Genomic DNA, 24,492 nt, shown 5'->3' with positions numbered 1-24,492 from the left:
TCGGGACGTCGATATGTACAACCTGATCCGCGGCGAGGAAGATGCGCAGGAGGCGTGGTACCGCGCTGTTCACGGCGCACCCGATGTGTTCTGGACGCCGCGCCACGGTGGTTACTGGATCGCCGTGCGCGGGGCAATGATCGAGGAAATCCAGGAGGACTGGGAGCGTTTCTCGCACCGCAACTTCATTATCCCGAAGCAGGATCTGCACCTCACGTCGATGCTTGGGATGGATCCGCCCGAGCATACCCCCCTACGCAAGGTCATCATGCCGGCGCTCAACAAGACAGCGCTCGCGCTGCTGGAAGAACATGCGCGCGTCGCCGCGCGCAAGGCGCTCGACCGGATTTACGCGAATGGTGAGTGCGAGTTCATCTCCGAGCTCGCCACGGTTCTACCGATCGTGGTGTTCCTCGACATGATGGGGTTGCCACAGGAAGACCGTGATATGCTGCTGCCGTGGGTCGAAAAGGAAACCCGGAGCCCCAGCAACGAGGAACGCGCCGCAGCCCAGGCCTTCATGGCCCAGTACATCATGAAGCACATCGAGGACCGCAAGCAGAATCCGATGCCGGACTTGATCACGCATATCGTCACGGCGAACGTCGGCGACCGCAAGATCAACGATTCCGAAATCCTCGGCTATTGCCTGCTGCTGCTCTTTGGCGGGCTCGATACCGTTGCATCGATGATCGGCTTCATCGCCCGCCACCTTGCGCTCCATCCCGAGAACCGGCGGCGTTTGGTAGACGAGCCGGCGATCATGCCGACCGCGATCGAGGAGCTGATCCGCCGCCATGGCCTGTCGAACACTGCACGTGAAGTGACGCATGACACGATCTTCCACGGCGTCTTCCTCAAGGCCGGCGACATGATCCAGATCCCGAACCTTCTCTTCGGAATGGATGATCAGCGACATGCGGACCCGCTGAAAGTTGACTTCGACCGGCCCACGCCGATCCGCCACGCCGCGTTCGGCAATGGGCCACACATCTGCCCGGGTGGCATCCTGGCCCGCCGCGAGATCAAGGTTTTCCTGGAGGAATGGCTCGCTCAAATTCCAGATTTCGCGATCAAGGCTGGCACCCGGCCGCGGATCGTGACCGGCATGGTCAACGCGGTCCAGGAGATGCATCTCGTGTGGGAGCCGAAGAGGTGAGCGGGTTGCGCAAATGGAAATGCGCTTACTGCGGCCATGTCTACGACGAGGCTCTGGGTGATCCGACGGAAGAAATTCCGCCGGGCACCCGGTTCGAGGACCTGCCGGATGACTGGATTTGTCCGGAATGCGGTGCCTTCAAGTTCGACTTCAAGCTGCTAGACGCGTGAGCAAGTCTACTCCCCGGTGAAGGCCGGCACGGTCTTCTGGGCAAAGACCTTTACCGCCGCCACGTTGTCCTTGGTTCTAGCGGTCCGCTCAACGGCGGCGGCTTCGGCCTCGAAAGCGGAGTGAAGGTCGCTGCGCAGACCTGCCGCGATAAGGTTCTTGATTTCGCCCAATGCGACGGTTGCGCCATTGGCAAACTCCATCGCAATCGCCCGGGCGGCGTCGACGTACCCCTCGTCGGGCAGCACTTCCGAAACGAGGCCCCAGTCGAGTGCCGTCGCCGCATCGACCTTTTCCGCCCGCATCAGCATGCGTTTGGCGCGGAGCGTACCGACAGCGCGGGGAAGCAGCCAGCTGAGACCGGAATCCGGAGCGGAAGCGAGATTGCGGAACGGGGTCTGGAACCATGCGCTTTCCGCCGCCACGACATAGTCGGCGGTCAGCGCAAGCCCCAACCCGATACCCACGGCGAGGCCGTTGACCCCGGCAATCACGGGGATGGGCAATCGGTGTATGCGGCGCAGCATCGGGTGGAACGTGGACTCCGCACCGCCAATCGCTTCCATCTTGCGGGTCCCGTCAAGAACCGCCTGGCGCTTGTCCATCAAGTTGACGCCGGACGAGAACGCACGCCCTTCGCCGGTGATCAGCAGCGCGCGGCATTTCCGCCTGGGCTTGGTCGTTTCCTGCACCGCCTCCGCGATGTCGAGCGCCATCCGCTCACCGATGGCATTGAGCGTCTTTGGCGACGCCAGTGTCAGGACGGCAAGCGGCCCGTCGAATTCGATGCGGACGGTTTCATACGTCAAGATCTCGCCGCTCACGAGGCATCTCCGACCAGGCCGGCCTCCTGGTTTGCCCTCTTCCAGAAATCGCCGCCGACGATGACGTCGATCTCTAGCTCCGCAACTTCCGAGACCCGCACGAACAGCATGTACAACCCGATCACGTGGATCAGTTCGACGATCTGGCGTGGCGAGTAGAATGCGGCGACGGCGTTGAAGACGAAGTCATCGACCCGCACGGTCTTCACGACCTGACGCGTGAAGGCGAGAAGAGCCTTTTCGCGGTCATTGAAAACCGCATCGCCGAACCGGTCGTCGGCGATCGCCGCGACCTTTTCCGGGGCAATTCCCATCGCCTTCGAAACTTCCATGTGCTGCGCCCATTCGTACGCGCCGCGGTCGAGGTGCAGCACGGCAAGGACGCAGATCTGCCGTTCAAGTGGCGGGATCTCGATGTCTGTCATCATTCCGCGGACCGCAAGGTTGATCCCGGGCTGGATCCCCTTGGCGCGGGCCAGCAACAGGCTCAGGTTCGTCTTGCCGCCCGGAGCGTTGTCGTATCGGTCTCGCTGCTCGGGCGTAAGTTCGTCCACGGGCAAGAGCGGAATGCGGGTCATTGGCCTCTCCTCTGCGTCGTGACTGCCGGTTCAGTTCTGGAAACGCAATATCGAATAACTTAGATAGACATTTAGTTCGCAGAATGCTCACGTCACTGCCGGGAGAGAACGGATGATTCCACGCAGCCTTGACGCGATCGGCCCGGCTTACCTCACGCACCTTCTAGCCGCACGCTTTCCCGGCGCGGAGGTCTCCAGCATTTCGGTCAGCGGCGAGATCCACGGTACCGCGACCAAGGCTCTCCTTGAATTGGAAGGGACCGGCGAATTTCCGCGGCGCATGTGGCTGAAATCGGGGTGGGAGCCTCACAGCAGTGTCATGGCCAAGGTCGGGATCTATGCGCGCGAGCCACGAGTCTACGCCGAGCTGCTGCCCGATCTTGGAATGACCGCACCGCAGTGCTTCGGCGCCCAGTGGGACGAAGATGCGCTCGAAGGCATAGTCCTGCTCGAAGACCTGACCGAAAGCGGCGCCGCGATCCACTCGCCGCTCAGCCGCATCGAGATCGACGAGGCGGCAGCGATGGCGGTCATGCTCGGGCAAATGCACGGCCGGACCTCAAACCCGGCGTACGGTGAAAGGCGGCCATGGCTACGTCCGCTCTTTCACGACAGCGCAGATCCGGGCAGTTACCTCAGCTACGTTTCCATGCCGGATACGCTGGCGCAGTATCTCGCAATGCCGCGCGGCGACGCCCTTCCGGTCAAGGCGCGGGATCCGTCGGCGATAGCCGCAGCATTCGAGCGGACCAAGGAATGGGGTCGCAATGATCCGATGCGTTCGGTGATCCACGGCGACGCGCATGTCGGCAACAGTTATCGCACCGCGGCCGGCGAGCCAGGCTTGCTCGACTGGCAGTGTGTGTGGTGGGGCGGGAGCATGTTCGACACGGCGTACTACCTTGTCTCCGCACTGGACGTGGACACACGCCGCAGGGCGGAGCGGGACATTCTTCATGATTACTGCGACGCCGTCGAGGCCTCGGGCGGTCCGCAAGTGGGCCTCGACCAGGCCTTCGCGAGTTATTGCGGTTACCTCGCTTATGGTCTTACCGTGTGGTTGACCAATTCGACGACGTTCCAACCTGAAGAGTTTAACGCCTTGGTCGCATCGCGCTTTGCTCAGGCCCTGATCGACCATGAGGTGCTGCATTGAACGAACCCGTCACACCGCGCCCGGCCGCAACAGTCCTTCTGCTGCGGGACGAACCGCTGCGAGTGCTGATGGTCAAGCGCCATGCGAAGGCGTTCTTCCCATCCGCGCTCGTGTTCCCGGGCGGGACAGTGGACGAGGCCGATTCGTCGGACGATTGGCTCGCACACCTTGCGGGTCACGAAGATATGACGATCTCAGAGCGTGCGCTGCGGATCGCGGGAATTCGAGAAACCTGGGAGGAGGCACGGCTGCTACCCTGTGCCACCGAAAGTTGCACGCCTGTCCACGGGATCGACGATTTGCGCCGCGTGATTTCAGAAGGTGGAGTGCGGCTCGATCTTTCCGCCCTTGTTCATTTCGGCCACTGGATAACCCCTCCGCAAGTACCAAAGCGGTTCGACACCCACTTCTACCTCGCCCGCGCTCCGCTCGATGGCGAGGGCCTGTGCGACGGAGGGGAGATCGTCGCCACCGAATGGGCCGAGCCGTCGGCCCTGATCGCCCGCGCGGCGGCGGGTGACCGGTCGATCATGTTTTCCACACTCATGAACCTGCATCGTCTGCAAGAAAGCACGACAGTGGATGAAGCGCTCACGGCTGCGCACAATAGGGAAGTGCGATCCGTCATGCCGCGGCGCGTCGAGCGCAACGATGGCACGTGGATCGAGATTCCGCACGACAGCGGCTACCCACTGACTGCGGTGCGATTTGGCAGTGGCGGGACTTAGTCAAAGCGGACCGCGGGGTCATCAGACTGCCGCTCAGAGGCGGCGAGGTCGCTTCAGGCTGACTCGAATCGCAGCGGCAAGCTGGTTCGCGGCGGCCCACACAAGGCCATCCAGGTTACCGCAAAGATCGACGGCTACGGCATTCTCAACGGCCGGATCGCGTTCGAACTCGTCAATCCCGACCTGGACCTTACCTCCTATGGGCCGGGCGACCCGCAGACCAATGGCGCGAGCGCGACCTTCGAGTTCTGATCGCACTCACGATTTGATCAAGGAGGGCGCAGCGGCGACGTTGCCCCCTTTTCACTTTCGCATGCCATGCACGTCCGACGGGGCACAAAGAAAAAGAATAGGACCTTTGACCACGACCTCCCCCGCCGTGGCGCCGCGCCCTCTTGGCATCCTCCTCGCAGCATCGCTGGCGATTGCGCTGGCCGGCATGCATTACGCAGTGATCGGAGCCATGGTAAAACCACTTGGCGACGCTTACGGCTGGAGCCGCGGGGATATCGCGTTCGCGCTCACCATCACGTCGGTCATTCTCCCGTTCACGAATATCGCCGTCGGCGCGCTGGTTGACCGGGTAGGCGCACGGATGGTGGCGCTGCCAGGCATTTTCGCGTTCTCGGCGGGCACGGCTCTGCTCGGCCTGACCGGGCCAGAACTGCGGACTTGGTACGCTGGATACACAGCCCTCGCAATCCTGAGCATGGGCGTGAGCTCGGTCGTCTTCACCAAGCTGATCGTTGAGCATTTCAGTCGCCGTCGAGGGATAGCCCTTGCCACGGCGCTGGCCGGTTCGGGCATCGTCACGAGTATCGCCCCATCTGTTGTCCTTGCTTTGGAGCAGGTCGCAGGGCTGAATGCGGTCTACCCGCTACTCGGGCTCTCGGCATTTATCATCATGATAGGGCCGGCATTCCTGTTTTTGCCCAAGGGCGTTTCCGCGAGAGTGGCTCGCTCTGGCGGGGATTACACGGCCTGGAGAGAGATGCTCGGGTCGAGTGCCCTGTGGCGGATGATTGTTGCATTCTTGTTTGTCGCTTCCTGCGTCGGCACCTTCATCATCCACTTTCAGGCCATGCTGGCGGACGATGGCGTATCGCGCGTCGATGCGGCCAGAATCGCTTTGTGGATCGGCCCCGCCATGGTGGTCGGAAGGCTCGGCACTGGCCTGCTCTTCGACGTCTTGCCTACCCGGGTCGTCGCGGAATGCGCGTTCGCGCTTCCCGCCTTGGCCTGTCTGTGGCTCTGGGCAGTCCCGCTAGATCCGCAATCGGGCGTTGTCCTCGCCATTCTGATCGGAATCGGCATGGGCAGCGAGGTTGACGTCGTCGCCTACCTGACGAGCCGGTACTTTCCGCTTCGCCAATACGGGACCGTCTTCGCGATCCTGCTCAGTGTCTACGGCATGGCCGTTGGGGTCGCCCCATGGCTGGTCGGCAAGGCCCAAGAGGCGACCGGAAACTATGACGCGGCGCTCATCACGCTTGTTGCCGGGGTTGGTATTGCGATCATGCTGATCCTGTCCCTCGGACGACCACCTGTCGCGGCAGCCAGAGACTAGACTGCGGAGGCGTCGGTCGCTTGGTCGACGATGCGTGCAACCTCGGCGAAGCTCGGCAATTCGCAAGCGGCAACGTATTCCTGTCGCAGGCGGCGCACGAGTTCGGCAATGGTTGGAGTATCGTCGATCAGGTCGATCCCCTGCCCCGCCGACCACAGGTTTTTCCACGGCTTAACGCCTTCCGGCAAGTGGCCGTAACCCATGCCGTAACCCGCAGGCGCCGGCAGGTTCTTGGGGTCAAGACCGAGCCGCTCCATCGCCGGCTTGAGCCAGTTGGCGGCGACACCGGCGATCTTTGGCGTGAAAATGAGATCCTCGGAGTGGCTCTCCTCGAGCATCCGGCGATAGACCGGATCGGTCGCGGCTTCCTGCGTTGCGATGAACCGGGTGCCCATGTAGGCGAGGTCCGCCCCGAGGATTTCGGCCGCACGGATCGCCGCCCCGGTGGAGATGGAGCCGGCCATCAGCAGTGTTCCATCGAATACCTTGCGAATGCGCGGCACCAGCACGAGGTGGCCGATGTTGCCGGAATGACCGCCCCCCCCTGAGCCTACGCACGTCATCCCGTCGACGCCGGCTTCCATGGCCTTCTCGGCAAAGCGGAACGACACGACATCGTGCCAGATTTTCAGGCCATGATCGTGGACGCGCGCAGCCAGCTCGGCCGGGTTGCCGGTGGCGCTGATGATGATCTCCACCCCGTGCCGCTTGCACGCGTCAAGGTGCAGGCGCGCATCCTCCGCCGACAGCTTGGTCGCGAGGTTGACTGCAAAGGGTCCGATACGCGCGTCGGGATGGGCATCGGCATGGCGGTCAAGCGCATCGCGGATTTCCACGAGCCACGCCTCGAACTGCTCGAACGTCCGCGCGTTTTGCCGCGGGAGCGCTCCGATGATCCCGGCCTTGCACGATTCGATCACCATCGCAGGGTTGCTGACCAGAAACATCGGCGCGCAAACCGCTGGAAGCACAAGGCGGTCACGAATAGACGGATCGATCGCCAATGCGAATTCCCCTCTTAATGATATAAAGGATTTTCTTGTGGCAACGCCGCTGTGCTGTCAATAAGCTTGCCCTCAACCGCCACCTGACCGGGGCCGAAACAGGCCTGGGGCGGACGCACGTGGAAGGATGCATGACATGGTTGTCGAATCGATCTCGATCCCCGGGGCCAAGCCACTCGACGTTCTCGACATCAAGCCGGCCCGCGAACTCGAACCCTGCAATCACCTGCTCGGCGACCACGATGCGCTGATGCGATTCCATGATGAGAAGGGCTACATCTTCCTACGCGATGTGCTCAGTCACGAGGCACTGGACCGCTGCCGTGAGGAGATGTTCGCCGTCATGGTCCGCCACGGCCTCATCGAGCCGGACTCAGTGGAGCCGGTCTGGACCGGCATGCCCTTCCCCGGCGGGATGGAGGAGAGTCCGGAGTTTTCCGGCATCTCCCGCCGACTGATCGAGCACCCTGACAACTTGGCGGTGATGGAGCAAATCCTCGGCGAGCCGGCGTCGATGATTCCGATTGTCCAGTACCGCACCTATCCGCCTGGCGGCTCGATCACCGGACCGCATCAGGACGGTTTTTACAGCCCAGGGATCAAGAACTACAAACCTGTGTGGATGCCGATCACGGCCTGCCAGCGTGAGGTCGGCGGGCTCGCCGTTGCGGTCGGCCAATGCAACCGCGGCTTCCTCCACAATCTCGCGCAAACACCAAGCGCGATCCCCGAAGGCGTGATTCCGGACGACTGCTGGGCAACCACCGATTATTTCCCCGGAGACGTGCTGGTGCTCAACCCTTTCTCGCCCCACGCCTCGATGCCCAACACCTCAGATCGCTGCCGGGTGACCATCGACACCCGTGTCCAGTCGGCCGCGAACCCGCGAGTCCTCCTGTCGGAAGTGCTGGAAGTGACGCCCGCTTCGATCCTCGTGCGATCGCTGGACGGCGAGGAGCGCCGGTTCCGGGTGGATGGCGACACGTTTATCCGGATCGAGCACCCTGGTATCCGCCAGTCGGTCGAAGATTATGTCGCGCGGACTGAAGTCGGACGGCGGATCGTCGTCATTTTCGACGGTGACCACGCCGAGACCTTGCGCCGCGCATCGGAGGGGTAAAAGGGCGAGGATTTGCCGCTTGCCTTCCGCGCCGTCTCCCGCATAACAGTATACCAATTACAATACTGAGGGAGAGAAGCGTTGGCGCTGACAAAGGTGTTCGAGCCGCTGCAGGTTGGTCCGGTGACGTTGCCCAACCGCGTTGTCCGCACCGCGCATGGCGGGCTAGAGATGAGCCCGCGGATGACTGACGACTACATAGCGTACCACGCCCGGCGCGGGAAAGGCGGCTGCGGGCTGACCATTCTCGGCGCCGCGAGCGTCCATCCCTCCAGCATGCTCTACCCCTACGGCCTGTTCTACGACGGGATCGTGAATGACTACCGCCGGCTTATGGCGGCCTGCGAACCGACCGGCATGAAGGTTTTCCAGCAGCTCTGGCACGGCGGCAACCTCTATCCGGCACTGGACGGTGGACCGCCCTGGGCGGTCTCCGACATTCCCGGGATGACCGGCCTTACCGGCCTGCGCATGACCGAGGCGATGATCGAGGAGGTCATTGCCGCCTACGTGCAGCGCGCGATCGATGCGCGCGATGGCGGGCTGCACGGGATCGAGTTCCATGCCGCTCACGGATATCTCCCCCAGCAGTTCCTCTCGACCGCCTGGAACGACCGCACCGATCGCTGGGGCGGCTCGTTCGAGAACCGCGCCCGCTTTGTCCTCGAATGCCTGCGCGGCATTCGCGCGGCGGTGGGCGACGAAATGGCGATCAGTGTCCGGCTCGCCGCGAGCGACATGCCCGGTGGCGTTGATGAGGATATCAACCGGCAGGTTCTACTTGCCCTTCAGGCAGAGGACCTGATCGATCTCGTGAACGTGTCGCGCGGCGATTACTACCGGATGGATACTATGGTCGGCGCCATGCAGAACCCCACGGGGTACGAGGTTGCCTCGTCGGGCTCCATCGCCGCGGTCGCAACGGTGCCACGCCTTCTAGCCGGCCGCTATCGCACGCTGGACGACGCCGAACAGCTGCTGCGCGACGGTACCGCCGATCTCGTCTCGATGGTTCGCGCGCAGATTGCCGACCCCGATCTCGTCGCGAAGACCAAGGCAGGCCGGGCTCTCGAAGTGCGTCCCTGCATCGGCTGCAACCAGCACTTCCGGGGAGGCCGCTGGGGCTGTGCGGTCAATGCCGCCGCCGGCATTGAATCCACCTATGACGAGGACTTCATCGACAAGACCGACGCGCCGAAGAAGGTGCTGGTCGTCGGCGGCGGTGCGGGCGGGATGGAAGCGGCGCGGGTTGCCGCGCTGAAGGGGCACAACGTTGTCCTGTGCGAGGCCAGTCCGGAGCTTGGTGGGATGCTCAACGTCGCCCGCCGTGCCCCGCAGGCCAGCGGCTATGGCGACATCGCCATCTGGCTTGAGCAGGAGATTTATCGTCTCGGCGTCGATGTGCGCCTCAACACCTATGTCGAAGCGTCCGATATCGAGGCCGAGAACGCCGATCACGTGATCATCGCCACTGGTTCGGTCCCGCGGATGGACGGGCAGCAGCACACTTTCCCGACCCAGGCGGTGCCGGGGGTGGCGCAGGGTCATGTCGTCTCGACCACCGAACTGCTCCGCGAGAACCGCGACTGGGGCAAGACCGCGCTGGTGCTCGATACAGTAGGCGACTACGAAGGACTGGCTGCGGTCGAGCACCTTCTGTCGCGCGGGCTCAAGGTCACCTACGTCACTGCCAATGGCGCCCTCGCCCCCAAGAGCGAGCGGACCCTGCCAGCGTGGGAGCGCTTCCTCCAGCTCGGGGAATTCGAGGTGCTGACGTACCATCACCTGACCGAAATTGGCCAGGGCGAGGCGACCGTTCGCCCCTATCTCGGCGCGATGCAGCAGGTTCGCACCATTCCCGCCGATACGGTCGTGCTGATCACTCCGAACCAGCCCTTGCGCGAGCTTGCTGATGCGCTGGAGGGCAAGGCCAACGTCTCGCTGATCGGCGATGCCCGCGCGCCGCGCAACCTTTTGGTGTCAATCTGGGAAGGCCACGCCGTGGCCCGGGCCATCGCGTGAAGGAAGCCCCTGTCAGCCGGCGCTGCGCAGCCGGGCAACTCGCCGGGCGATGCGCCAGCCGCCCGGTCCCTTGCGCATGATATCACGGTAGGTGACGCTGCCGACACGCCCGTTGCGGCCCACGCCGATGCCCTTGGAGATGACATGGGCGGTGTCACCGTCCAGCGCCGTCACGACGATGTTGGTGGCATGGTGGGCCAGCGGATGTCGGGTGTCGGGGTGGACCCACTGCGCGCTCAGCGCGGCGAGACCCTCGGTCACCCCGCCGCCTTCGAACGACGTCGTGTCGAACACGAGGTCGTCGGTGAACAGCTCGCTCAGCCGGTCCCATTCGCACTCGTCGATGATGTGGCCGTAAAGCGCGATCAGCTGGTGGATCGCCAAGACTTCCGTAACGTCCATTCCGTTCATGAATGCTCCATTGCGCATCAGGTGGTGGCTCCGCCATCGACGATCTGGATCGCGCCATTGACATAGCTGGCGTCGTCCGAGGCGAGGAAGGCGATGACCGCCGCGATTTCCGACGGATCGGCGATGCGGTTCTGCGGATTGGTCGCGCTGATCGCGTCGAGCTGATCCTGCGGCAGGCCGGCGAGCAGTGATGTCGCCGTCACTCCGGGGGCGACGCCATTGCAGCGGATGCCGTCGCCGCCATATTCACGGGCGATGCACAGGGTCAGCATGGCGATGCCGGCCTTGGTAATGCTGTAGGACGAATGGTTGTGCGATGCGCGGAACGAGGCCAGCGAGGCCGTATTGACGATCGCTCCGCCGCCCTGCGCCAGCATCATCACGATCGCTTCCTTCGCCAGCATCAGCGGCGCACGCACGTTCACGGCATGGACCGCGTCAAACACGTCGAGTGGGACTTCGTGGACGCGCAGCGTATGCGGGCCGCCGATGCCGGCGTTGTTGACCAGCACGTCGATCCGTTCGAACTCGTCGCGAACCACCGTGAAAATCCGCGCCACATCGGCCTCGGAGCTAACGTCGGCTGAAATCGTCCGAGCTACCGGAATTTCCGGGCGAAGCCGGTCCAACGAGGCCGCATCGAGGTCAACGGCGATCACCCGCGCGCCCTCCTCGGCAAAGCGCTGCGCGGTCGCTCGCCCGATGCCTGAACCGGCACCGGTGACCAGAACCACCTTACCGGAAAAACGTGCGTGCATCGGTCGTTCCCTCAGAGGCGACCGGCCATTGCATAGCTCGACATGTCAGGAAGGTGGTGCCCGCCATCGACGGCGAGGTTCTGGCCGGTGACGAATTCGCTGGTTGGCGAACAAAAGAACAGAACCGCGTTGGCGATGTCGCTGGGCAAGCCGGCGCGCTGGACCGGGATATTGGGGACGATCAGCCGGGCGGTATCGTCATCCATCCTGGGATCGCGGTCGTCGATCACCAGCCCCGGCTCGATCACGTTTACCGTGGCCTTGTGCTTGGCAAATTCAAGCGCAAGGCTCTTGCACAGGCCGGTCATTCCCGCCTTCGACGCGGCATAGGCATCAAGGCCGGCAAGCCAGGCGCGGCTGCCGATCAGCGAGGCAATGCCGACGAAGCGCCCACCGGGGCGAGCCTTGAACTGCGGCAGGACGGCGCTCGCCAGCCATTTCACGGTGTAGAGGTTGGTTCGCAGCACCCGGTCGAACTCCTCGTCCGAGAGGGCTTCGAAAGGCGTGAACGGGAAGATTCCGCTGTTGTGGACGACGATGTCGAGTCCGCCGAAAGTGGCGACGGCCATGTCGACCGCGGCATGGCAGGCCTCGCTGGTGGACAGGTCCGCCGCCAGCAGCTCGACCGCATGGCCGGCAGCCTTGAGCTCGTCGGTCACCTCGCGCCCGCTCGCCTCGGTGCGGGTGGCGATGAGCACCTTGGCTCCGTTCTGCGCAAGCTGGGTGGCGATCACCCGACCGATACCGCGCCCTCCGCCGGTGACCAGCGCGACTTTGCCTTCGAGATCGACCTTCATGTGCAAATCCTCAAGATGCCGCGGCAATCGCCGCCTCGCTCCAATTCCACAGCCGGGCCGCCGCGACCGGATCGACCGCCCACGGCTTGACCCCGCGGATCATCCCTTCCTCCCACGGAACCGCCTCGTTGCAATCTTCGAGGTAAAGCCCGCCGGCGCCATCCAGCTCGGCCCCCAGGGCTGCCCAGATGGTTGTGGCGCTGCCCTGCTCGACGGTCTTCCAGCGGACCTTTTTTGCCGCTTCGGGATCGACGCCGATCCGCTTGCGGATATCGTCGGTCATGTGCCGGCCGAGCGAGGTCTGGATGCCTCCGGGCATCAGCGAAAAGCAGCGAATTCCCTCGTCCCGGAAGCGGCGGTCGAATTCCACGGCGAACAGCGCATTGGCGGTCTTGGCCCGGCCATAGGCGCGGAGCGGATCGTAGTCGCCGCGTTCGAAGTTTGGGTCATCGAAATCGAAAGCACTCCAGTGATGCCCGGTCGACGAAACCGAAACCACGCGCGCAGCGCCCGCTGCCCGCAGCGCTGGGAGCAACAGGACGGCAAGATGGAAGTGACCGAGGTGATTGACCCCGACCTGGCTCTCGAACCCTTGCGCTGTATATGCGAGCGGGCAGGCCATGATCCCCGCGTTGTTGATGAGAAGGTGCAGAGGAGCATCGCTTTCGCGTGCGGCAAATGCTTCGACCGAACGCAAGTCGGACAGGTCGAGAGCGGAAATCGAAGCCTTCCCGCCCGCCTCCTCTATCATCGTCCTCACCGGCTCTGCGGCGCCAATATCCCGAACCGCCAGTACGACTTCTGCGCCGCGCAACGCCAGCACGCGAGCGGTTTCAACGCCCAGGCCCGCCGTAGCCCCGGTAACGATGGCGCGCTTGCCGGCGAGATCGTGGCCTTCCGAGACCTCCTCGGCAGTGGAACTCCATCCGAATGGTGATGTGACCCGGGTCATTTGGGTCTCCTGTCGAGGAACAAGGTCTGGTGAGCATGGCCCAGCGCGCCGCCGAGGTCGGCGAGGTGCGTATCGACGATGGCCATGCCGTTGCCGGCGCTCCGCGTCTCGGCGGCAATGCGGACCCAAGGGCCCGTGGGCATGCGCGTGAGGTGGAGGCTGAGATCGACGTTGGCGAACGACCACTCGCGCCAGTCGACCAAAGTCGAAAGCCCGCTTCCGAAATCGCTCGCCATGGCGGTTTGGACGAACGGGGAGATCGATGTGCCCTCAACAATCTCACCCGTAAAACTCGCCCAGGCGACACCCGGTCCGGCGCGTTCGAGCCCACCGGACTCGAGGCGCGTCTCGCAGACATGACGGAACGGGGAGCGCTTGCCGTTGAAGGTGGGCAGGTCCTCCGGCGCGAGGTCGTGGACCTGCACTGGCGTCACGGGAGATTGCCCGTCGCGCAAGTGCAGCGCGGTCGCCCGAAGCATCACCTTCTTGTCCTGCTCGAAATCAATCTGCATCAGTTGCAGCCGGCGGCCATCGCGGACTTTCGTTACTGTGGCCGTGAGCGGCGCCATCGCAAGTGGACTGAGAATGTCGACTACCAGCCGAGCCACGGTCATCCCCGCCGCACAGGACTGCTCCGCCAGGTGCGCGGCCAGCCCGATGAGGGCTACCCCGTTCTGGAAGCGCTTGTCCCACGGCCCGGTCACAAGGACCGAGGGTGCATACCGCCCCTCCTCCAGCCGTTCATAGAAATGGCGCGGTTGCGGCTCGTTCATGCCGCAACCGATCCGCCCCAGGCCAGCTCGGCCGCCGCCGCTCCCTGCGACCGCACCCCGCCCATCTCGCCCGCAAGCCAGCGCAGGCGAAAGGTCCAGCAATGGAGTGCGTGTTCGAGCGTCATGCCGAGCGCGCCGTTGAACTGGTGGAGGTCGTAGGTGACCTGCTGGCAAGCACGCTGCGCATGGAGCGCGGCGAGAGCCGAGTCGCAATCTCTTCCGCTCCAGGCCGCCTTCATGGCCAGCCAATAGACGCCGCGAGATTTCTCGACGTCCGCCGAGAGCCGGTGCTGCACCGCCTGGAACGAGCCGACAGGCCTGCCGAATACCTGCCTCTGCTTGACGTAGGCATTCGTGAAGTCGATGCCAGCTTGCATCGCCGCGCCTATTTCAAGGGCGATAGCGAGACGCCACAGGCGGCGCAATTCCCCGACTTTGTCGCGCCCCAGCTTGCGCACCCGGCTCCAGTCGGGCTCCGCTTCGAGCCGGCCCAGCGGATAGGCGTACTGGCTTTCGACGGGGATCACGAACAGCTCATCAGCGGCAAGCACCGCGACATCATCGCCAAGATCGACGATCACGGTGCGGGCGGAAGGAAGGAACCGGACCGACCGGGTCAGGTCCTCACGCCGGGCGAGCGCCACGGGACGCGGCAAGGCATGGTCCGGAAGCAGCAGCGGCGCGACAAGGGCGCTGCCGGCGCACTCGAAGACCTGAGGCGAAAACCCGGCTTCGTAGACGAGGATTGCAGCTTCGAGGGCTCCGCAGCCCTCAGCGCGGGCGATGTCGAAGAACCCGCCTAGCTGAAGGTCACGCTCGAGCCGGCCGGCGTGGTGCCACGCGGCGGGCGGAACCACCCCGTCCACCCGCGGCAACGCAAGGTTGTCGGCCACGATCTGCACGATTGCTTCCCGCAGTGCGCGCTGGTCGTCATTGAATGACAGGTCCATGGTTCACGCTCCTCGCGGCAGGCCGAGGAAGCGGCCCGATATCATGTTGAGCTGGACCTCGGCAGCACCCGCGGCGATCCCCGAGGTGATCGCCGAGTTGAACTGCGAACGCAGATGACCGTCCCCCCCTTCGCGCAGCAGGTCTGGCAAGTACGTGGTGGAGAGGTTAGCCACGGCATGGTCGGCCTGGATCATCGCGTAGCGCGCGACGTAGGTGTCCGCACCCGGGTCCTGGTCCTTGGCGCGCCCGTCGATGACCAGGTAGGTCAGCAACCGCGCAGCCTCGACCTGGGCAAGTGCGGCGGCACAATCGGTCCGAACCACCGGATCGTCGAACAATCCGCGCTCCTTCAGAACCTCTACGGCGTGATCTAGCGTCCGTGCGGACTTTTCATATCGGGCGGCACCGATCCGCTCGTAATGGATGATGGTCTGGACGATCGCCCAGCCGTTGCCCTCCTCGCCTAGCAGCGCATCGGCGGGGACGAAGACGTCGCTGAAGAAGCACTCATGAAAGTCGTACCTCGAATGCACGCCGGCAATGGGGCGGATTTCAAGGCCGGGAGTGTCGGTCGGGACCAGGAAGCAGCTGACCCCGCCCTTCCCCTTCCCGCCGACACGGGCCAGCAGGAACATCAGGTCTGCCCGTGCCGCATACGACGTCCAGATCTTGGAGCCGTTGATCACATACCCACCCTCGACGGGCTCGGCCCGGGTTTTCATGTTGGTGAGGTCGGTGCCGGCCTCGGGTTCCGAAAACCCCTGGCACCACAAGTACCGCGCCTCTGCGATGCCGCGCAGGTATCTCTGCTTCTGGGCTTCCGTCCCGAATTTCATGATCGCAGGACCTGCCCAGTTCGAGCCGAGGTAGAGCGAGGAGCGCGGTTCGCCGAGGCTCCACATCTCCTCGCTGATGACAATCTGCTTCCACGCACCGGCGTCCTGTCCGCCATAGGCCTCGGGCCAGTGACGGACGATCAGGTCGCGTTCGGCGAGCCGGGCATTGAACTGCCTGGCGTGATCCATGACCTTCGGGCTGGACGGACCCTGCGGCGCGTAATTGTCCCACCAGTCGTCCGGCAGGGTCGCAATCACCTCGCGCAGTTCGGCGCGGTAGGCGTCATCGGATTCGTCCCAGGCGAAATCCATTTCTCTCTCCCAATTTGGTATACTTATTCAGCGGATGGAGCGGACTTGTCAAATGATTGACGCTGCCCGAAAGACAGTTCGACGATCGGGGACGAGAAACACGGGCAATGACGCTGGAGGCGGTCAGGACAGAGGGGCGATCCCGTCGGCGGCGCAAGCTGGGCGAGATCGTGGCTGAACGGATCGTCGCCGAAATCATCGACAACGGCTGGAGCGAAGGCGAAGTGCTCGGTACAGAGCGGGACTTCATGGACCGCTACCGCGTTTCCCGCGCGACCTTCCGAGAGGCCATGCGCCAAGTCGAATGGCACGGGATCGCCGGGATGCGCCGCGGCGCAAACGGCGGGCTGGTAGTCAAGGCCCCTCCCCGCGACGCAATTGTCTTTGCCTTCAAGACGTATCTGGAACTGGCAAAGGTTCCGCGCAGCGATTGCGACGATGTTGCGGCCCTGTTGCGCGCCGCTGCCGAGCGCGAGGGTGGCAGCGAGAACTTGGCGATCTCGCTCTTTCTGGAGGCGCTTGACGAACGCACCCTCGAAGATCTGGCCGAACAGCGCCGGGCCAGCGGCGCGAGCGCAAAGCTGAGCGAGAGCACGGCATTCCGAATCGTGCGCGAGATTGACACAACCGGCGCGGGTAAGGGCACGAGCCTCGGGAGTGAAAACGAACTGCAGCAACGCTACGGGGTAAGCCGGGCCGTCCTGAGGGAAGCCCTGCGGCACCTCGAGCTGCATGAGATCGTCCGTGTAAAGACGGGGGTCCAGGGCGGGATCATCGTCCACCAGGTCGATCCCGCTTATACCATCGAATTGGCCTCGACCTTCCTCGCCTATGCCCGCATTCCTTTCGTCCACAACTGGCAGGCCCATACCCCGCTGGAACTGGCGGCAGTAAAAGGTTTCGCGGTGCGGGCGAACGAAGCGGACCTCGTCAGGCTCGAGAAGTCCTTCATCCGGCTTAACGCAGCTTCAGCGCCTCATTACCTGGTAGCCGCGGCGGACTTTCACCAGGCGATTGCAGACGGCTGCGGCAACCGTGCGCTTGCCCTCATCGTACGTCTGTTCCTGATCCACACTCCGAAGATCCTGCCGGTGCCGGACGAACGGTTCCTGCCCATGCTCAAACAGGGACACCGGGACCTCATCGGAGCCATGCGCAACCGCGACGCCGCACGCGGCGTCGAATTGATGCGTAGCATGTTCGAACATTCACGCCGCTGGCTGGTTCGCAACGAACCGCGCCGGCACAGCAAAACCGGCTAGGCCCCCCCTGCGACGATCCCCAGCGGGGCGAAAACGACCGCGTGAAGCTCGTCCGTCGCCAAGGTCGGCGAGAGGACCATACGTTCCGTCCCTGCCCGGGCCGCCAGCTCGGCCAGCGCTTCCCCAACGACGTCGGCGCGAATTTCATAGAGCGCGGCGTAGCCGAACGGGTTGCCCTGCAGCGCGGGATGATCGACGAACCGAAAACGCTGCGCCGCGACGAAGCCGGGCACATCCAGCACATCGGGAATGTGAGTATCGGAATACCAACGGTTGAATTCCTCGTCCTCGCCGGGCGTAGCGTTGGTAAGGACGATAAAGAGGACCCTGTCGGCTGGCGCGACGTCGGCCGTCACCGGAGACAGGGCTCGCGGACCGATCGCGGCCGCGATGGTCATCAGCGTCGCGGCGGGATCGATCGTGTCGCTGAGTTTCCAGGCACCGCTTCCAGCCCTCCGGAACACTTCACCCACGAACGCCGCCGGGTCACCGTCGGTCCAATAAGCGGCGGCATGGCTCCAGCGCGGTGCGCTCTCGGCCGGCAGGGCCGCTGTGAATTCCCCCCGGATTGCGCCGGGCACCTCGCAAACGTCTGGCAGGTGCGTGGTCACGTACCAATCCTGATGCTCCTGCTCGCGACCCGCCACCGGCGTCTGCATGACAAGCAGAAGTCCCTGCGCCTCCGTCATCCGAACCCTCCATTTTTCCGCAGTTGTTGAATCTTGTCTTGCAGCATGATGCGCAGGATGCAACATTAATGGTATACCAATTTAGGGAGATAACGGTGTCAGGGCGCTATCAAAGCTATGTCGGCCTGAACGTGACGTTGGACGACAAGGTCCTCACCGTCATGCTCGACAATCCCCCGCTCAATTCGATGACTCCCGAAGCGCACCATGATCTGACACGGATCTGGGCGGACGCCGGTAGCGATCCCGAGGTCCGCGTAATCGTCTTTACCGGCGGCGGCGACAGGGCGTTTTCTGCGGGTGGGGACCCGAAGAAGATGCTCGAAAGCTGGGGTGATCGGGGTAAGTGGCAGGTCGGCATGGCCGAGGCGCGGGCCATCATCGTGGGGATCCTCGAATGTCCCAAGCCCGTCATCTCACGCATCAACGGGCACGCCATGGGACTTGGCGCCAGCCTTGCCTTGGCTGGCGACATCACGATTGCGGTCAACGACGCAAAGATCGGCGACTCACATGTCAGCGTCGGATTGGCGACTGGAGACGGGGGCGCACTGCTGTGGCCGAACCTGTTCGGCCTCGTCGAGGCGCGCCGCCATCTGCTCTCGGGAATACCGCTGACGGGCAGCGAGGCAGCGGCAAAGGGCCTGGTGACCGAAGCCACCACGCGTGAGGATCTCGACGCAGCAGTCCAGCGCTGGGTCGAGATTTTCCTTTCGAAGTCGCCCAGCGCACTTCAGACCACGAAGCAGACGCTCAACCTCGAAATCGTCGAGAAGGCGAAGCGCTACATGGGCGAAATGCTGCGGCTCGAGACGAAGTCGTGGGAGTCGCCCAACCATCCCGAAGCGGTCCGCGCGATGCTCGAGAGGCGCGCGCCGGACTTCATCGACGAATAAGCCAGAGAAAGACAGCTACGATGTCTGACGAAATGGATCTCGGCGTATTGGCCGAGAGCTTTGCGGAAATGCTCAGCGCCGAATGGCCGCGCGAGAAGGCACTGGCCCATGCGAAGGTTGGCGGTGGGCACGATGCCGCGCTGTGGGAAGGCATGGCCGCGCTCGGATGGCAGGCCCTCACAGTCGAGGAGGCACACGGCGGCCTCGGCCTGGGCATGGATGCGGTCGTCTGCCTGCACCTCGCCCTGGGTGCCGCAGTGGCACCCGTGCCAATGCTGGGGACCACCATCGCGTCCGCCCTTGTCCAGGCAGGTGGCAGCGAAAACCAGAAATCGGACCTGCTGCCGGCTCTGGCCGAAGGCCGGATCAAGCCTGCGGTCGCGGCCGCAGGCACCCCGCCCGTTGCGGCGAACGACACTGCCGCGTCAGGCGAAGTGCGGGACCTTCTCGATGCAGACGGCGCAACCCACCTGTTTATTCCCGCGGTGTCCGGCGGCTCGCAAGGATGGCTGGTGATCGACACGGCCAAGGATGGCGTCAGCATCGACACCAGTCCGCTCGTCGACACCAGCCGGACGCTGGCGAACGTCCGCCTCTTGGACTTAGCAATCGGGCCGGACGACTTCATCGCGACATCGCAGGCCGCCGAAGACGCGGTGCGGCGCGCGGCGATGCTGGCGATCGCGGCAGACTCGCAGGGCGGTGCCGAGGCGGTCCTTGCCGCGACCGTCGACTACATGAAGGTGCGGGAGCAGTTCGGCGTGCTGATCGGCTCGTTCCAGGCCCTCAAGCACCGCGTGGCCGATCACCAGACCGCGCTCGTCGCCTCGCGGCACCTGCTCGAGTTTGCGGCGGGCCTTGGCGCCAGTGACCCTCTGGCGTTGCTTTATGCTGCTTCTGCGAAACAACACGCAACCCGCACCGCGGCGGAAATCGCGCGGGACTGCATCCAGCTCCACGGCGGGGTCGGATTCACCGCGGAATTCGTGCCCCACCTCTATCTGAAGCGAGCCAAGGTCAACGAGGCGCTGTGGGGCATCCGCGCCGCAACGCTCGACCGGATTGCCGACATGCTGGAGGCCGCGTGATGACCGCCGCTCCTCTTTCCGCCCCTGCCACCCCCCGCCGCTTCGACATTCTCGGCAAGGTCGGAGACGAGCAGGCCTTCCGCCAGGAAATGCGCGACTGGTTAGCGGTTACGGTCGATCCGGACTGGCGCGGCAAATGGCAGTCGGTCCGCGAACACGAGCTTCGCGCGCTGATCATCGAGTGGCTCGAGGAACGCCGGAAGGTTGGCCTTGCCGCACCGCACTGGCCGCGTGAATGGGGCGGGCCGGGCCTGCCGTTCTCCTACCAGATCATGGTGTACGAAGAGTTTTGCCGCGCCGACGCGCCGGAACTCGACATGTTCACGATCTCGCTGTTCCACACCCCCGCGACGCTGTTCGAGCACGGGACCCAGGCGCAGAAGGACAAGTACCTCGACGGGATCGTCAACGGCACCGACATCTGGGTCCAGGGCTTTTCCGAGCCGGGATCGGGCTCCGACCTCGCCTCGCTCCGGACCTCGGCCGTGCGGAATGGAGATCACTACGTCGTCAACGGCCAGAAGATCTGGTCATCGGGAGGAATGAACGCCCGCTACTGCCTGCTGCTGGCGCGCACCGACCCGAACGGCAAGCGCAAGCACGACGGTATCTCCTACTTCATCATGGACATGCAGTCCCCGGGCGTCGAAGTACGCCCCATCCGCCAGATCACCGGCGAGGCCGAATTCTGCGAAATCTTCATGGACGACGTGAAGATCCCGGTCGAAAACCTGATCGGCGCCGAAGGAAACGGCTGGATGATCGCCCAGTCGACCCTCTCGACCGAACGCGGCCTGCTCATTTTCGGGGCGGTCGAACGCCTTGCCCGCTCTTTCGAACTCGATGGGAAGGATGCGCGCGACACCTGGATGCGCGATTCCCAGTTTCGCCGCGAATATGCGCAATACTGGGCGGAATTGCAGACCATCCGGCTGATGATCCGCAAACTTCTGATGGAGCTGGAGGCCAACCCGGACAAGGCTTCGCCGACCCTGCCCACGTACATCAAGCTCACCTTTGGTCCGTTTCTGCAGCGCTATACCGAGTTCCTGATCCGCGCCGAAGGAATGGAGACGATGAAGTGGCAGCCGGCCATCCCGGGGACCGGCCATTCGAGCCGATTGCGCTTCAATGACTTCCTCAAGAGCTATGGCTGGACCATCGCCGGAGGATCCAACGAAATCATGCGCAACATCGTCGCCGAACGCATCCTGGGATTGCCGCGGGGATAATTCTTCCCGGGGGGCGGAGAGGAACGACAACTTTCATGACCAATGCCGCCATTCTCGCTGCCCCGGCCGCTGCCTACCCTTCGATCTGGCGCCTCACCCTGCCGCTGATGGTCGCCGAGGTGGTCGCCTCGCTCGAGCTGACCATGATCTACGCGGCAATGCGCAGCCTCATTGCCGACTTCGGCAGCGCCTCCGCGGCAGGCTGGCTGGTGACCTCGTTCATGCTGTCGTCTGCCGCAGGTGCTGCATTGTTCGGCCGCGTCGGCGACCTTCTCGGACGACGGCGGGTGCTCATCGCCGTGCTTGCGATCGCAACGGCGGGTTCGCTGATCAGCAGCGTCACCCGCGACCTGGGCTGGCTGATAGCCGGGCGTGCCATGCAGGGGGCGGCCGGGTCGATCGTTCCGCTGTGCTTCGGGCTGATACGGGAACGCGCCGACCCGGGCCGGATCCCCTTCGGCGTGAGCCTGTTGTCCGCCGCGGCGAGCATCGCCTCGGCCACCGGACTGGTGCTCGGCGGCCTTGTCATCGACCACTTCGACTGGACCATGATCTTCAAACTGACGGCGGCGATGGGCGCGATCGCGCTCGTCTGCATAGCCACGTTCATACCCCGGGATCGCCAGTGGAACCCGGGCGCGGTTCGCGAGGACCTTGTCGGCGGGCTGCTTTTCATACCCGCCGCCGTTGGGCTGCTCCTGGCCATCGACAACATCGGACACGTCGGTCTTCAGGACCGGATGACCTACGCCTATGCCGCGATTGCCGCCCTGTCACTCGGCGCGTGGCTATGGCGGGAGCTCTCCGTGCCCAACCCGCTGATCCAGGTCCGACTGCTCGCGAAGCGCGCAATCGGCACGGCCAATGCGGTTTACGTTGCGCTGGCGCTCGGGGCTTTTCAGGGCGGACAGATCATGGCCCTGTTCGGACAACAGGACCCGGCGACCGGCGCGGGCCTTGGCCTCTCCGCGACGGCCGCGGGCCTGCTGTTGCTGCCGGCCAACCTGATCATGGCCGCCGGATATCCGCTGGTAGCGCGCCTGAACCAGAACTTCGGACCGCGCATCGTCGCGATCGCCGGGTTTGCCATGGTGATCGCGGGCTTTGGCGGCCTCATCCTGTCTCACGACGATGTGGCTATCGTGATGAGCCTGCTGGTCATCCAGTCGGTCGGGCTCGGCACCGTCTATGTGACCGCGCAGCTCGTCATCGTTACCGCCGCGCCGCCCGACCGGGTGAGCGAGACGACCGGGGTCATGACCGTGATCCGGGCGACCGCAATGGCCGTCGGCGCGCAGACCGTCGCCACCCTGCTCTCGGCGAAGGGCGGTCACGGAATCACCGCGACGAGCTTTCCCGCGGAGCGAGATTACCTCGTCGTATTCACGTTTGTGTGCGTGACGGCTGCCATCGGCATCGTGTTGTCGGGTCTCCTGCCGCGCAGCCTCAAGGCCGACACGCACTAATTCAACCGGAGCTTGCAATGGATTCTCTCGTAGCCCCCCTGTTCGAAGCCTTCTCCCTGCGCGGCCTGTCGCTGTCCAACCGCATCGTCATGGCCCCGATGACCCGGGGATTTTCTCCGCACGGCGTGCCCGGCGACGATGTCGCCGCCTATTACCGCCGCCGTGCGGACACGGGACTGATCATCACCGAGGGGGTCGGGGTCGACCACCCCGCCGCGCTCGGCGGAAGCGGGGTGGACGGTGACAACGCCCCGCACATGTATGGCGCCGACGCCCTCGAAGGCTGGCGCAAGGTGGTGGACGCGATCCATGACGCCGGCGGCAAGGTGATGCCGCAGCTGTGGCACCAGGGCGTCATGCGCGAGATGGGAACCGGTCCCAACCCGGCAGCGGAGACTGTCCGTCCTTCAGGGACCTGGGGGCCACTGGACCGCACCGCAATGGTTTCGACCGAATACATCGAAAAGGTCGCAGCCCGGCCCGGCCGGGCAATGACCGACGAAGAGGTCGTCGACGTGATCGAAGCCTTTGCCCGCAGCGCGCGCGCCGCGATGTCCGTGGGCTTCGACGGCATCGCGATCCACGGCGCGCATGGTTACATGGTCGACGACTTCCTGTGGGAGGGCACCAACCAGCGCTCCGACCGCTGGGGCGGCGACCATGTCGGCCGCGCGACATTCGCAGTCGAGCTGGTCAGGGCGATCCGCCGCGAGATTGGTCCGGAGCCGATCATCAACTTCCGGTTCTCGCAGTGGAAACAGCAGGACGTTCGCGCCCGCCTCGCCGAAACCCCGGAGCAACTCGGCGAAATCCTCGGCCCGATCGCGGACGCGGGGGTGGACATCTTCGACGGGAGCCAGCGCTATTTCGACAAGGCCGAATTCGAAGGCTCGCCGCTCAATCTGGCCGGCTGGGCGAAGAAGCTGACTGGCAAGGCTTCGCAGACGGTCGGTGGGGTCGGGCTTTCGTCCGGCGTTTACGACTCGCGCAAGGACGGCGGCTCGGCGGCGGCGCTCAGCAATGTCTACAAGGTCGCAGAGCGCCTCGAACGCGGAGAGTTCGACCTCGTCGGAGTCGGACGGGCCATCATGCACGACCCGGCATGGACCCGCCGCATTCGCGAAGGCGACGACCTCCTGCCGTTCGACGAAAGCTCGCGTCTTGTCCTGACCTGATCGCTACGGGAGCGTCGTGACCTCGCGCCGTGCGGCCTCGTGCAGCGCCCAGTAATCGCCCCAGCTCGCGTCGCTCTGCGGAAGCTCGCAGGCGAAGTCGGCTTCGCGCCCGGGCCACCTGTTGAAGTCGAGCGATCGGGGCGCAGCGCGGTGATCGCCGACGAACAGGAATCGCGGCCGCCGGCCGAGAAAGTACCAACTCTCGTCGACCCTTACATAGCGGTCGAAATACACCATCAGGTTGACAACCCAGCTGTCGCCGTCTTCGTGCTCGGCACGACAATAAACGGTGCCGCGCGCGCTATCGGCCTCGATGTCGGTAATCACATGCCCGACGACCTGGTGAAAGCTGCGGTAGAACCGCGACAGAACGCCGTCGTAGAACCGCCGCGCCCCTTCTGCGCCAACCCCGTGCTCACCGAAGCGGGTCATGGGCGAGAACAGTTCGCCGAGGTCCGCGAGGTTGCGGCTGTCGACGGCGCGCGCATATCGCACCGCCAGTTGCTGGACGGCGAGCTGCGCCTCGATCCTGCCCACACGCAGTTCCAACAGATCGGTCATTTGATAG

The 24,492-nt window shown here is 64.3% G+C and carries 25 protein-coding genes; 13 read left to right on the top strand and 12 right to left on the bottom strand.

Translation table 11 applies throughout. The features are described from left to right. Nucleotides 1-13: 13 nt before the first annotated feature. Both AC3WLD_RS10910 and AC3WLD_RS10905 read left to right on the top strand, forming a co-directional pair. A complete protein-coding gene (locus AC3WLD_RS10910; protein WP_492556987.1) occupies nt 14-1,159 on the top strand; it encodes a cytochrome P450 in 1,146 nt (381 codons plus the stop codon). Continuing rightward, entirely contained in the window at nt 1,156-1,329 is a 174-nt protein-coding gene (locus AC3WLD_RS10905) for a rubredoxin (protein WP_492556986.1), read from the top strand. Before AC3WLD_RS10910 ends, AC3WLD_RS10905 begins: the two co-directional genes overlap by 4 nt. A gap of 6 nt (nt 1,330-1,335) precedes the next feature. On the opposite strand, the gene AC3WLD_RS10900 is transcribed toward AC3WLD_RS10905, so the two are convergent. After that, entirely contained in the window at nt 1,336-2,151 is an 816-nt protein-coding gene (locus AC3WLD_RS10900; protein WP_492556985.1) for an enoyl-CoA hydratase-related protein, read from the bottom strand. Beyond that, on the bottom strand, nt 2,148-2,729 hold the full coding sequence (locus AC3WLD_RS10895; RefSeq protein WP_492556984.1) for a carboxymuconolactone decarboxylase family protein: 582 nt from the start codon (nt 2,727-2,729) through the stop codon (nt 2,148-2,150). Before AC3WLD_RS10895 ends, AC3WLD_RS10900 begins: the two co-directional genes overlap by 4 nt. Before the next feature lie 112 nt (nt 2,730-2,841). Between AC3WLD_RS10895 and AC3WLD_RS10890 the strand changes: the two genes are divergently transcribed. The 3 genes from AC3WLD_RS10890 (at nt 2,842) to AC3WLD_RS10880 (ending at nt 6,180) form a co-directional block, all read left to right on the top strand. Continuing rightward, on the top strand, nt 2,842-3,885 hold the full coding sequence (locus tag AC3WLD_RS10890; RefSeq protein ID WP_492556983.1) for a phosphotransferase: 1,044 nt from the start codon (nt 2,842-2,844) through the stop codon (nt 3,883-3,885). Continuing rightward, nucleotides 3,882-4,613: an NUDIX hydrolase gene (locus AC3WLD_RS10885; RefSeq protein WP_492556982.1), complete on the top strand. Its 732-nt coding sequence runs from the start codon at nt 3,882-3,884 to the stop codon at nt 4,611-4,613. The genes AC3WLD_RS10890 and AC3WLD_RS10885 overlap by 4 nt, the downstream gene beginning before the upstream one ends. A 358-nt stretch (nt 4,614-4,971) precedes the next feature. Continuing rightward, nucleotides 4,972-6,180: an MFS transporter gene (locus AC3WLD_RS10880; RefSeq protein ID WP_492556981.1), complete on the top strand. Its 1,209-nt coding sequence runs from the start codon at nt 4,972-4,974 to the stop codon at nt 6,178-6,180. Here AC3WLD_RS10880 and AC3WLD_RS10875 read toward each other — a convergent pair. Beyond that, complete coding sequence (locus AC3WLD_RS10875; RefSeq protein WP_492556980.1) at nt 6,177-7,127, bottom strand: NAD(P)H-dependent flavin oxidoreductase; 951 nt, start codon at nt 7,125-7,127, stop codon at nt 6,177-6,179. The two genes, AC3WLD_RS10880 and AC3WLD_RS10875, sit on opposite strands and share 4 nt — an antisense overlap. 193 nt (nt 7,128-7,320) lie before the next feature. Between AC3WLD_RS10875 and AC3WLD_RS10870 the strand changes: the two genes are divergently transcribed. Further along, nucleotides 7,321-8,304 (top strand): phytanoyl-CoA dioxygenase family protein, encoded by a 984-nt coding sequence (locus AC3WLD_RS10870; protein ID WP_492556979.1) that lies wholly within the window; start codon nt 7,321-7,323, stop codon nt 8,302-8,304. A gap of 81 nt (nt 8,305-8,385) precedes the next feature. Then, the gene (locus AC3WLD_RS10865) at nt 8,386-10,326 is read left to right on the top strand and encodes an oxidoreductase (RefSeq protein ID WP_492556978.1); all 1,941 of its coding nucleotides are present in this window, start codon (nt 8,386-8,388) and stop codon (nt 10,324-10,326) included. Nucleotides 10,327-10,338: 12 nt separating this feature from the next. Here the strand turns inward: AC3WLD_RS10865 and AC3WLD_RS10860 are convergent, their stop codons facing one another. Genes AC3WLD_RS10860 through AC3WLD_RS10830 form a run of 7 tightly spaced genes read right to left on the bottom strand, consistent with a single transcriptional unit; the run spans nt 10,339 to nt 16,116 of the window. Next, entirely contained in the window at nt 10,339-10,737 is a 399-nt protein-coding gene (locus tag AC3WLD_RS10860; protein WP_492556977.1) for a nuclear transport factor 2 family protein, read from the bottom strand. A gap of 17 nt (nt 10,738-10,754) precedes the next feature. Beyond that, on the bottom strand, nt 10,755-11,495 hold the full coding sequence (locus tag AC3WLD_RS10855; RefSeq protein WP_492556976.1) for an SDR family NAD(P)-dependent oxidoreductase: 741 nt from the start codon (nt 11,493-11,495) through the stop codon (nt 10,755-10,757). Between the two features lie 11 nt (nt 11,496-11,506). Beyond that, nucleotides 11,507-12,292, bottom strand: coding sequence for an SDR family NAD(P)-dependent oxidoreductase (locus tag AC3WLD_RS10850; RefSeq protein WP_492556975.1), 786 nt, complete (start codon nt 12,290-12,292; stop codon nt 11,507-11,509). A gap of 10 nt (nt 12,293-12,302) precedes the next feature. Further along, entirely contained in the window at nt 12,303-13,244 is a 942-nt protein-coding gene (locus AC3WLD_RS10845) for an SDR family NAD(P)-dependent oxidoreductase (protein WP_492556974.1), read from the bottom strand. Continuing rightward, nucleotides 13,241-14,017, bottom strand: coding sequence for a thioesterase family protein (locus tag AC3WLD_RS10840; protein ID WP_492556973.1), 777 nt, complete (start codon nt 14,015-14,017; stop codon nt 13,241-13,243). Before AC3WLD_RS10840 ends, AC3WLD_RS10845 begins: the two co-directional genes overlap by 4 nt. Then, nucleotides 14,014-14,967 carry an acyl-CoA dehydrogenase family protein gene (locus AC3WLD_RS10835; RefSeq protein WP_492556972.1) on the bottom strand — a complete coding sequence of 318 codons (954 nt, stop codon included), beginning with the start codon at nt 14,965-14,967 and terminating at the stop codon, nt 14,014-14,016. The genes AC3WLD_RS10840 and AC3WLD_RS10835 overlap by 4 nt, the downstream gene beginning before the upstream one ends. A gap of 3 nt (nt 14,968-14,970) precedes the next feature. Further along, on the bottom strand, nt 14,971-16,116 hold the full coding sequence (locus AC3WLD_RS10830) for an acyl-CoA dehydrogenase family protein (RefSeq protein ID WP_492556971.1): 1,146 nt from the start codon (nt 16,114-16,116) through the stop codon (nt 14,971-14,973). A gap of 56 nt (nt 16,117-16,172) precedes the next feature. Here AC3WLD_RS10830 and AC3WLD_RS10825 point away from each other — a divergent pair, with 56 nt between their 5' ends. Continuing rightward, a complete protein-coding gene (locus tag AC3WLD_RS10825; protein ID WP_492556970.1) occupies nt 16,173-17,378 on the top strand; it encodes a GntR family transcriptional regulator in 1,206 nt (401 codons plus the stop codon). Here the strand turns inward: AC3WLD_RS10825 and AC3WLD_RS10820 are convergent. Beyond that, complete coding sequence (locus AC3WLD_RS10820; protein ID WP_492556969.1) at nt 17,375-18,067, bottom strand: hypothetical protein; 693 nt, start codon at nt 18,065-18,067, stop codon at nt 17,375-17,377. The two genes, AC3WLD_RS10825 and AC3WLD_RS10820, sit on opposite strands and share 4 nt — an antisense overlap. A 95-nt stretch (nt 18,068-18,162) precedes the next feature. On the opposite strand from AC3WLD_RS10820, the gene AC3WLD_RS10815 reads away from it, so the two are divergent. From AC3WLD_RS10815 to AC3WLD_RS10795, 5 genes are read left to right on the top strand one after another with little or no spacing between them, the layout of a single operon-like run. Then, nucleotides 18,163-18,963: an enoyl-CoA hydratase/isomerase family protein gene (locus AC3WLD_RS10815; protein ID WP_492556968.1), complete on the top strand. Its 801-nt coding sequence runs from the start codon at nt 18,163-18,165 to the stop codon at nt 18,961-18,963. Between the two features lie 20 nt (nt 18,964-18,983). Beyond that, nucleotides 18,984-20,051 carry an acyl-CoA dehydrogenase family protein gene (locus AC3WLD_RS10810; RefSeq protein ID WP_492556967.1) on the top strand — a complete coding sequence of 356 codons (1,068 nt, stop codon included), beginning with the start codon at nt 18,984-18,986 and terminating at the stop codon, nt 20,049-20,051. After that, nucleotides 20,051-21,283, top strand: a complete 1,233-nt coding sequence (locus tag AC3WLD_RS10805; RefSeq protein WP_492556966.1) for an acyl-CoA dehydrogenase family protein — start codon at nt 20,051-20,053, stop codon at nt 21,281-21,283. The genes AC3WLD_RS10810 and AC3WLD_RS10805 overlap by 1 nt, the downstream gene beginning before the upstream one ends. A 35-nt stretch (nt 21,284-21,318) precedes the next feature. Further along, entirely contained in the window at nt 21,319-22,749 is a 1,431-nt protein-coding gene (locus tag AC3WLD_RS10800; protein ID WP_492556965.1) for an MFS transporter, read from the top strand. Nucleotides 22,750-22,766: 17 nt separating this feature from the next. Continuing rightward, nucleotides 22,767-23,924 carry an NADH:flavin oxidoreductase gene (locus tag AC3WLD_RS10795; RefSeq protein ID WP_492556964.1) on the top strand — a complete coding sequence of 386 codons (1,158 nt, stop codon included), beginning with the start codon at nt 22,767-22,769 and terminating at the stop codon, nt 23,922-23,924. 3 nt (nt 23,925-23,927) lie between these two features. Here AC3WLD_RS10795 and AC3WLD_RS10790 read toward each other — a convergent pair whose 3' ends face one another. Beyond that, complete coding sequence (locus tag AC3WLD_RS10790) at nt 23,928-24,485, bottom strand: nuclear transport factor 2 family protein (RefSeq protein WP_492556963.1); 558 nt, start codon at nt 24,483-24,485, stop codon at nt 23,928-23,930. Nucleotides 24,486-24,492 lie beyond the last annotated feature (7 nt).

The organism is Novosphingobium sp. FW305-C-111 (genome assembly GCF_058783565.1).
Note: the sequence above shows the minus strand (reverse complement) of the source record. Positions and strands in the feature narration are given on the sequence as shown.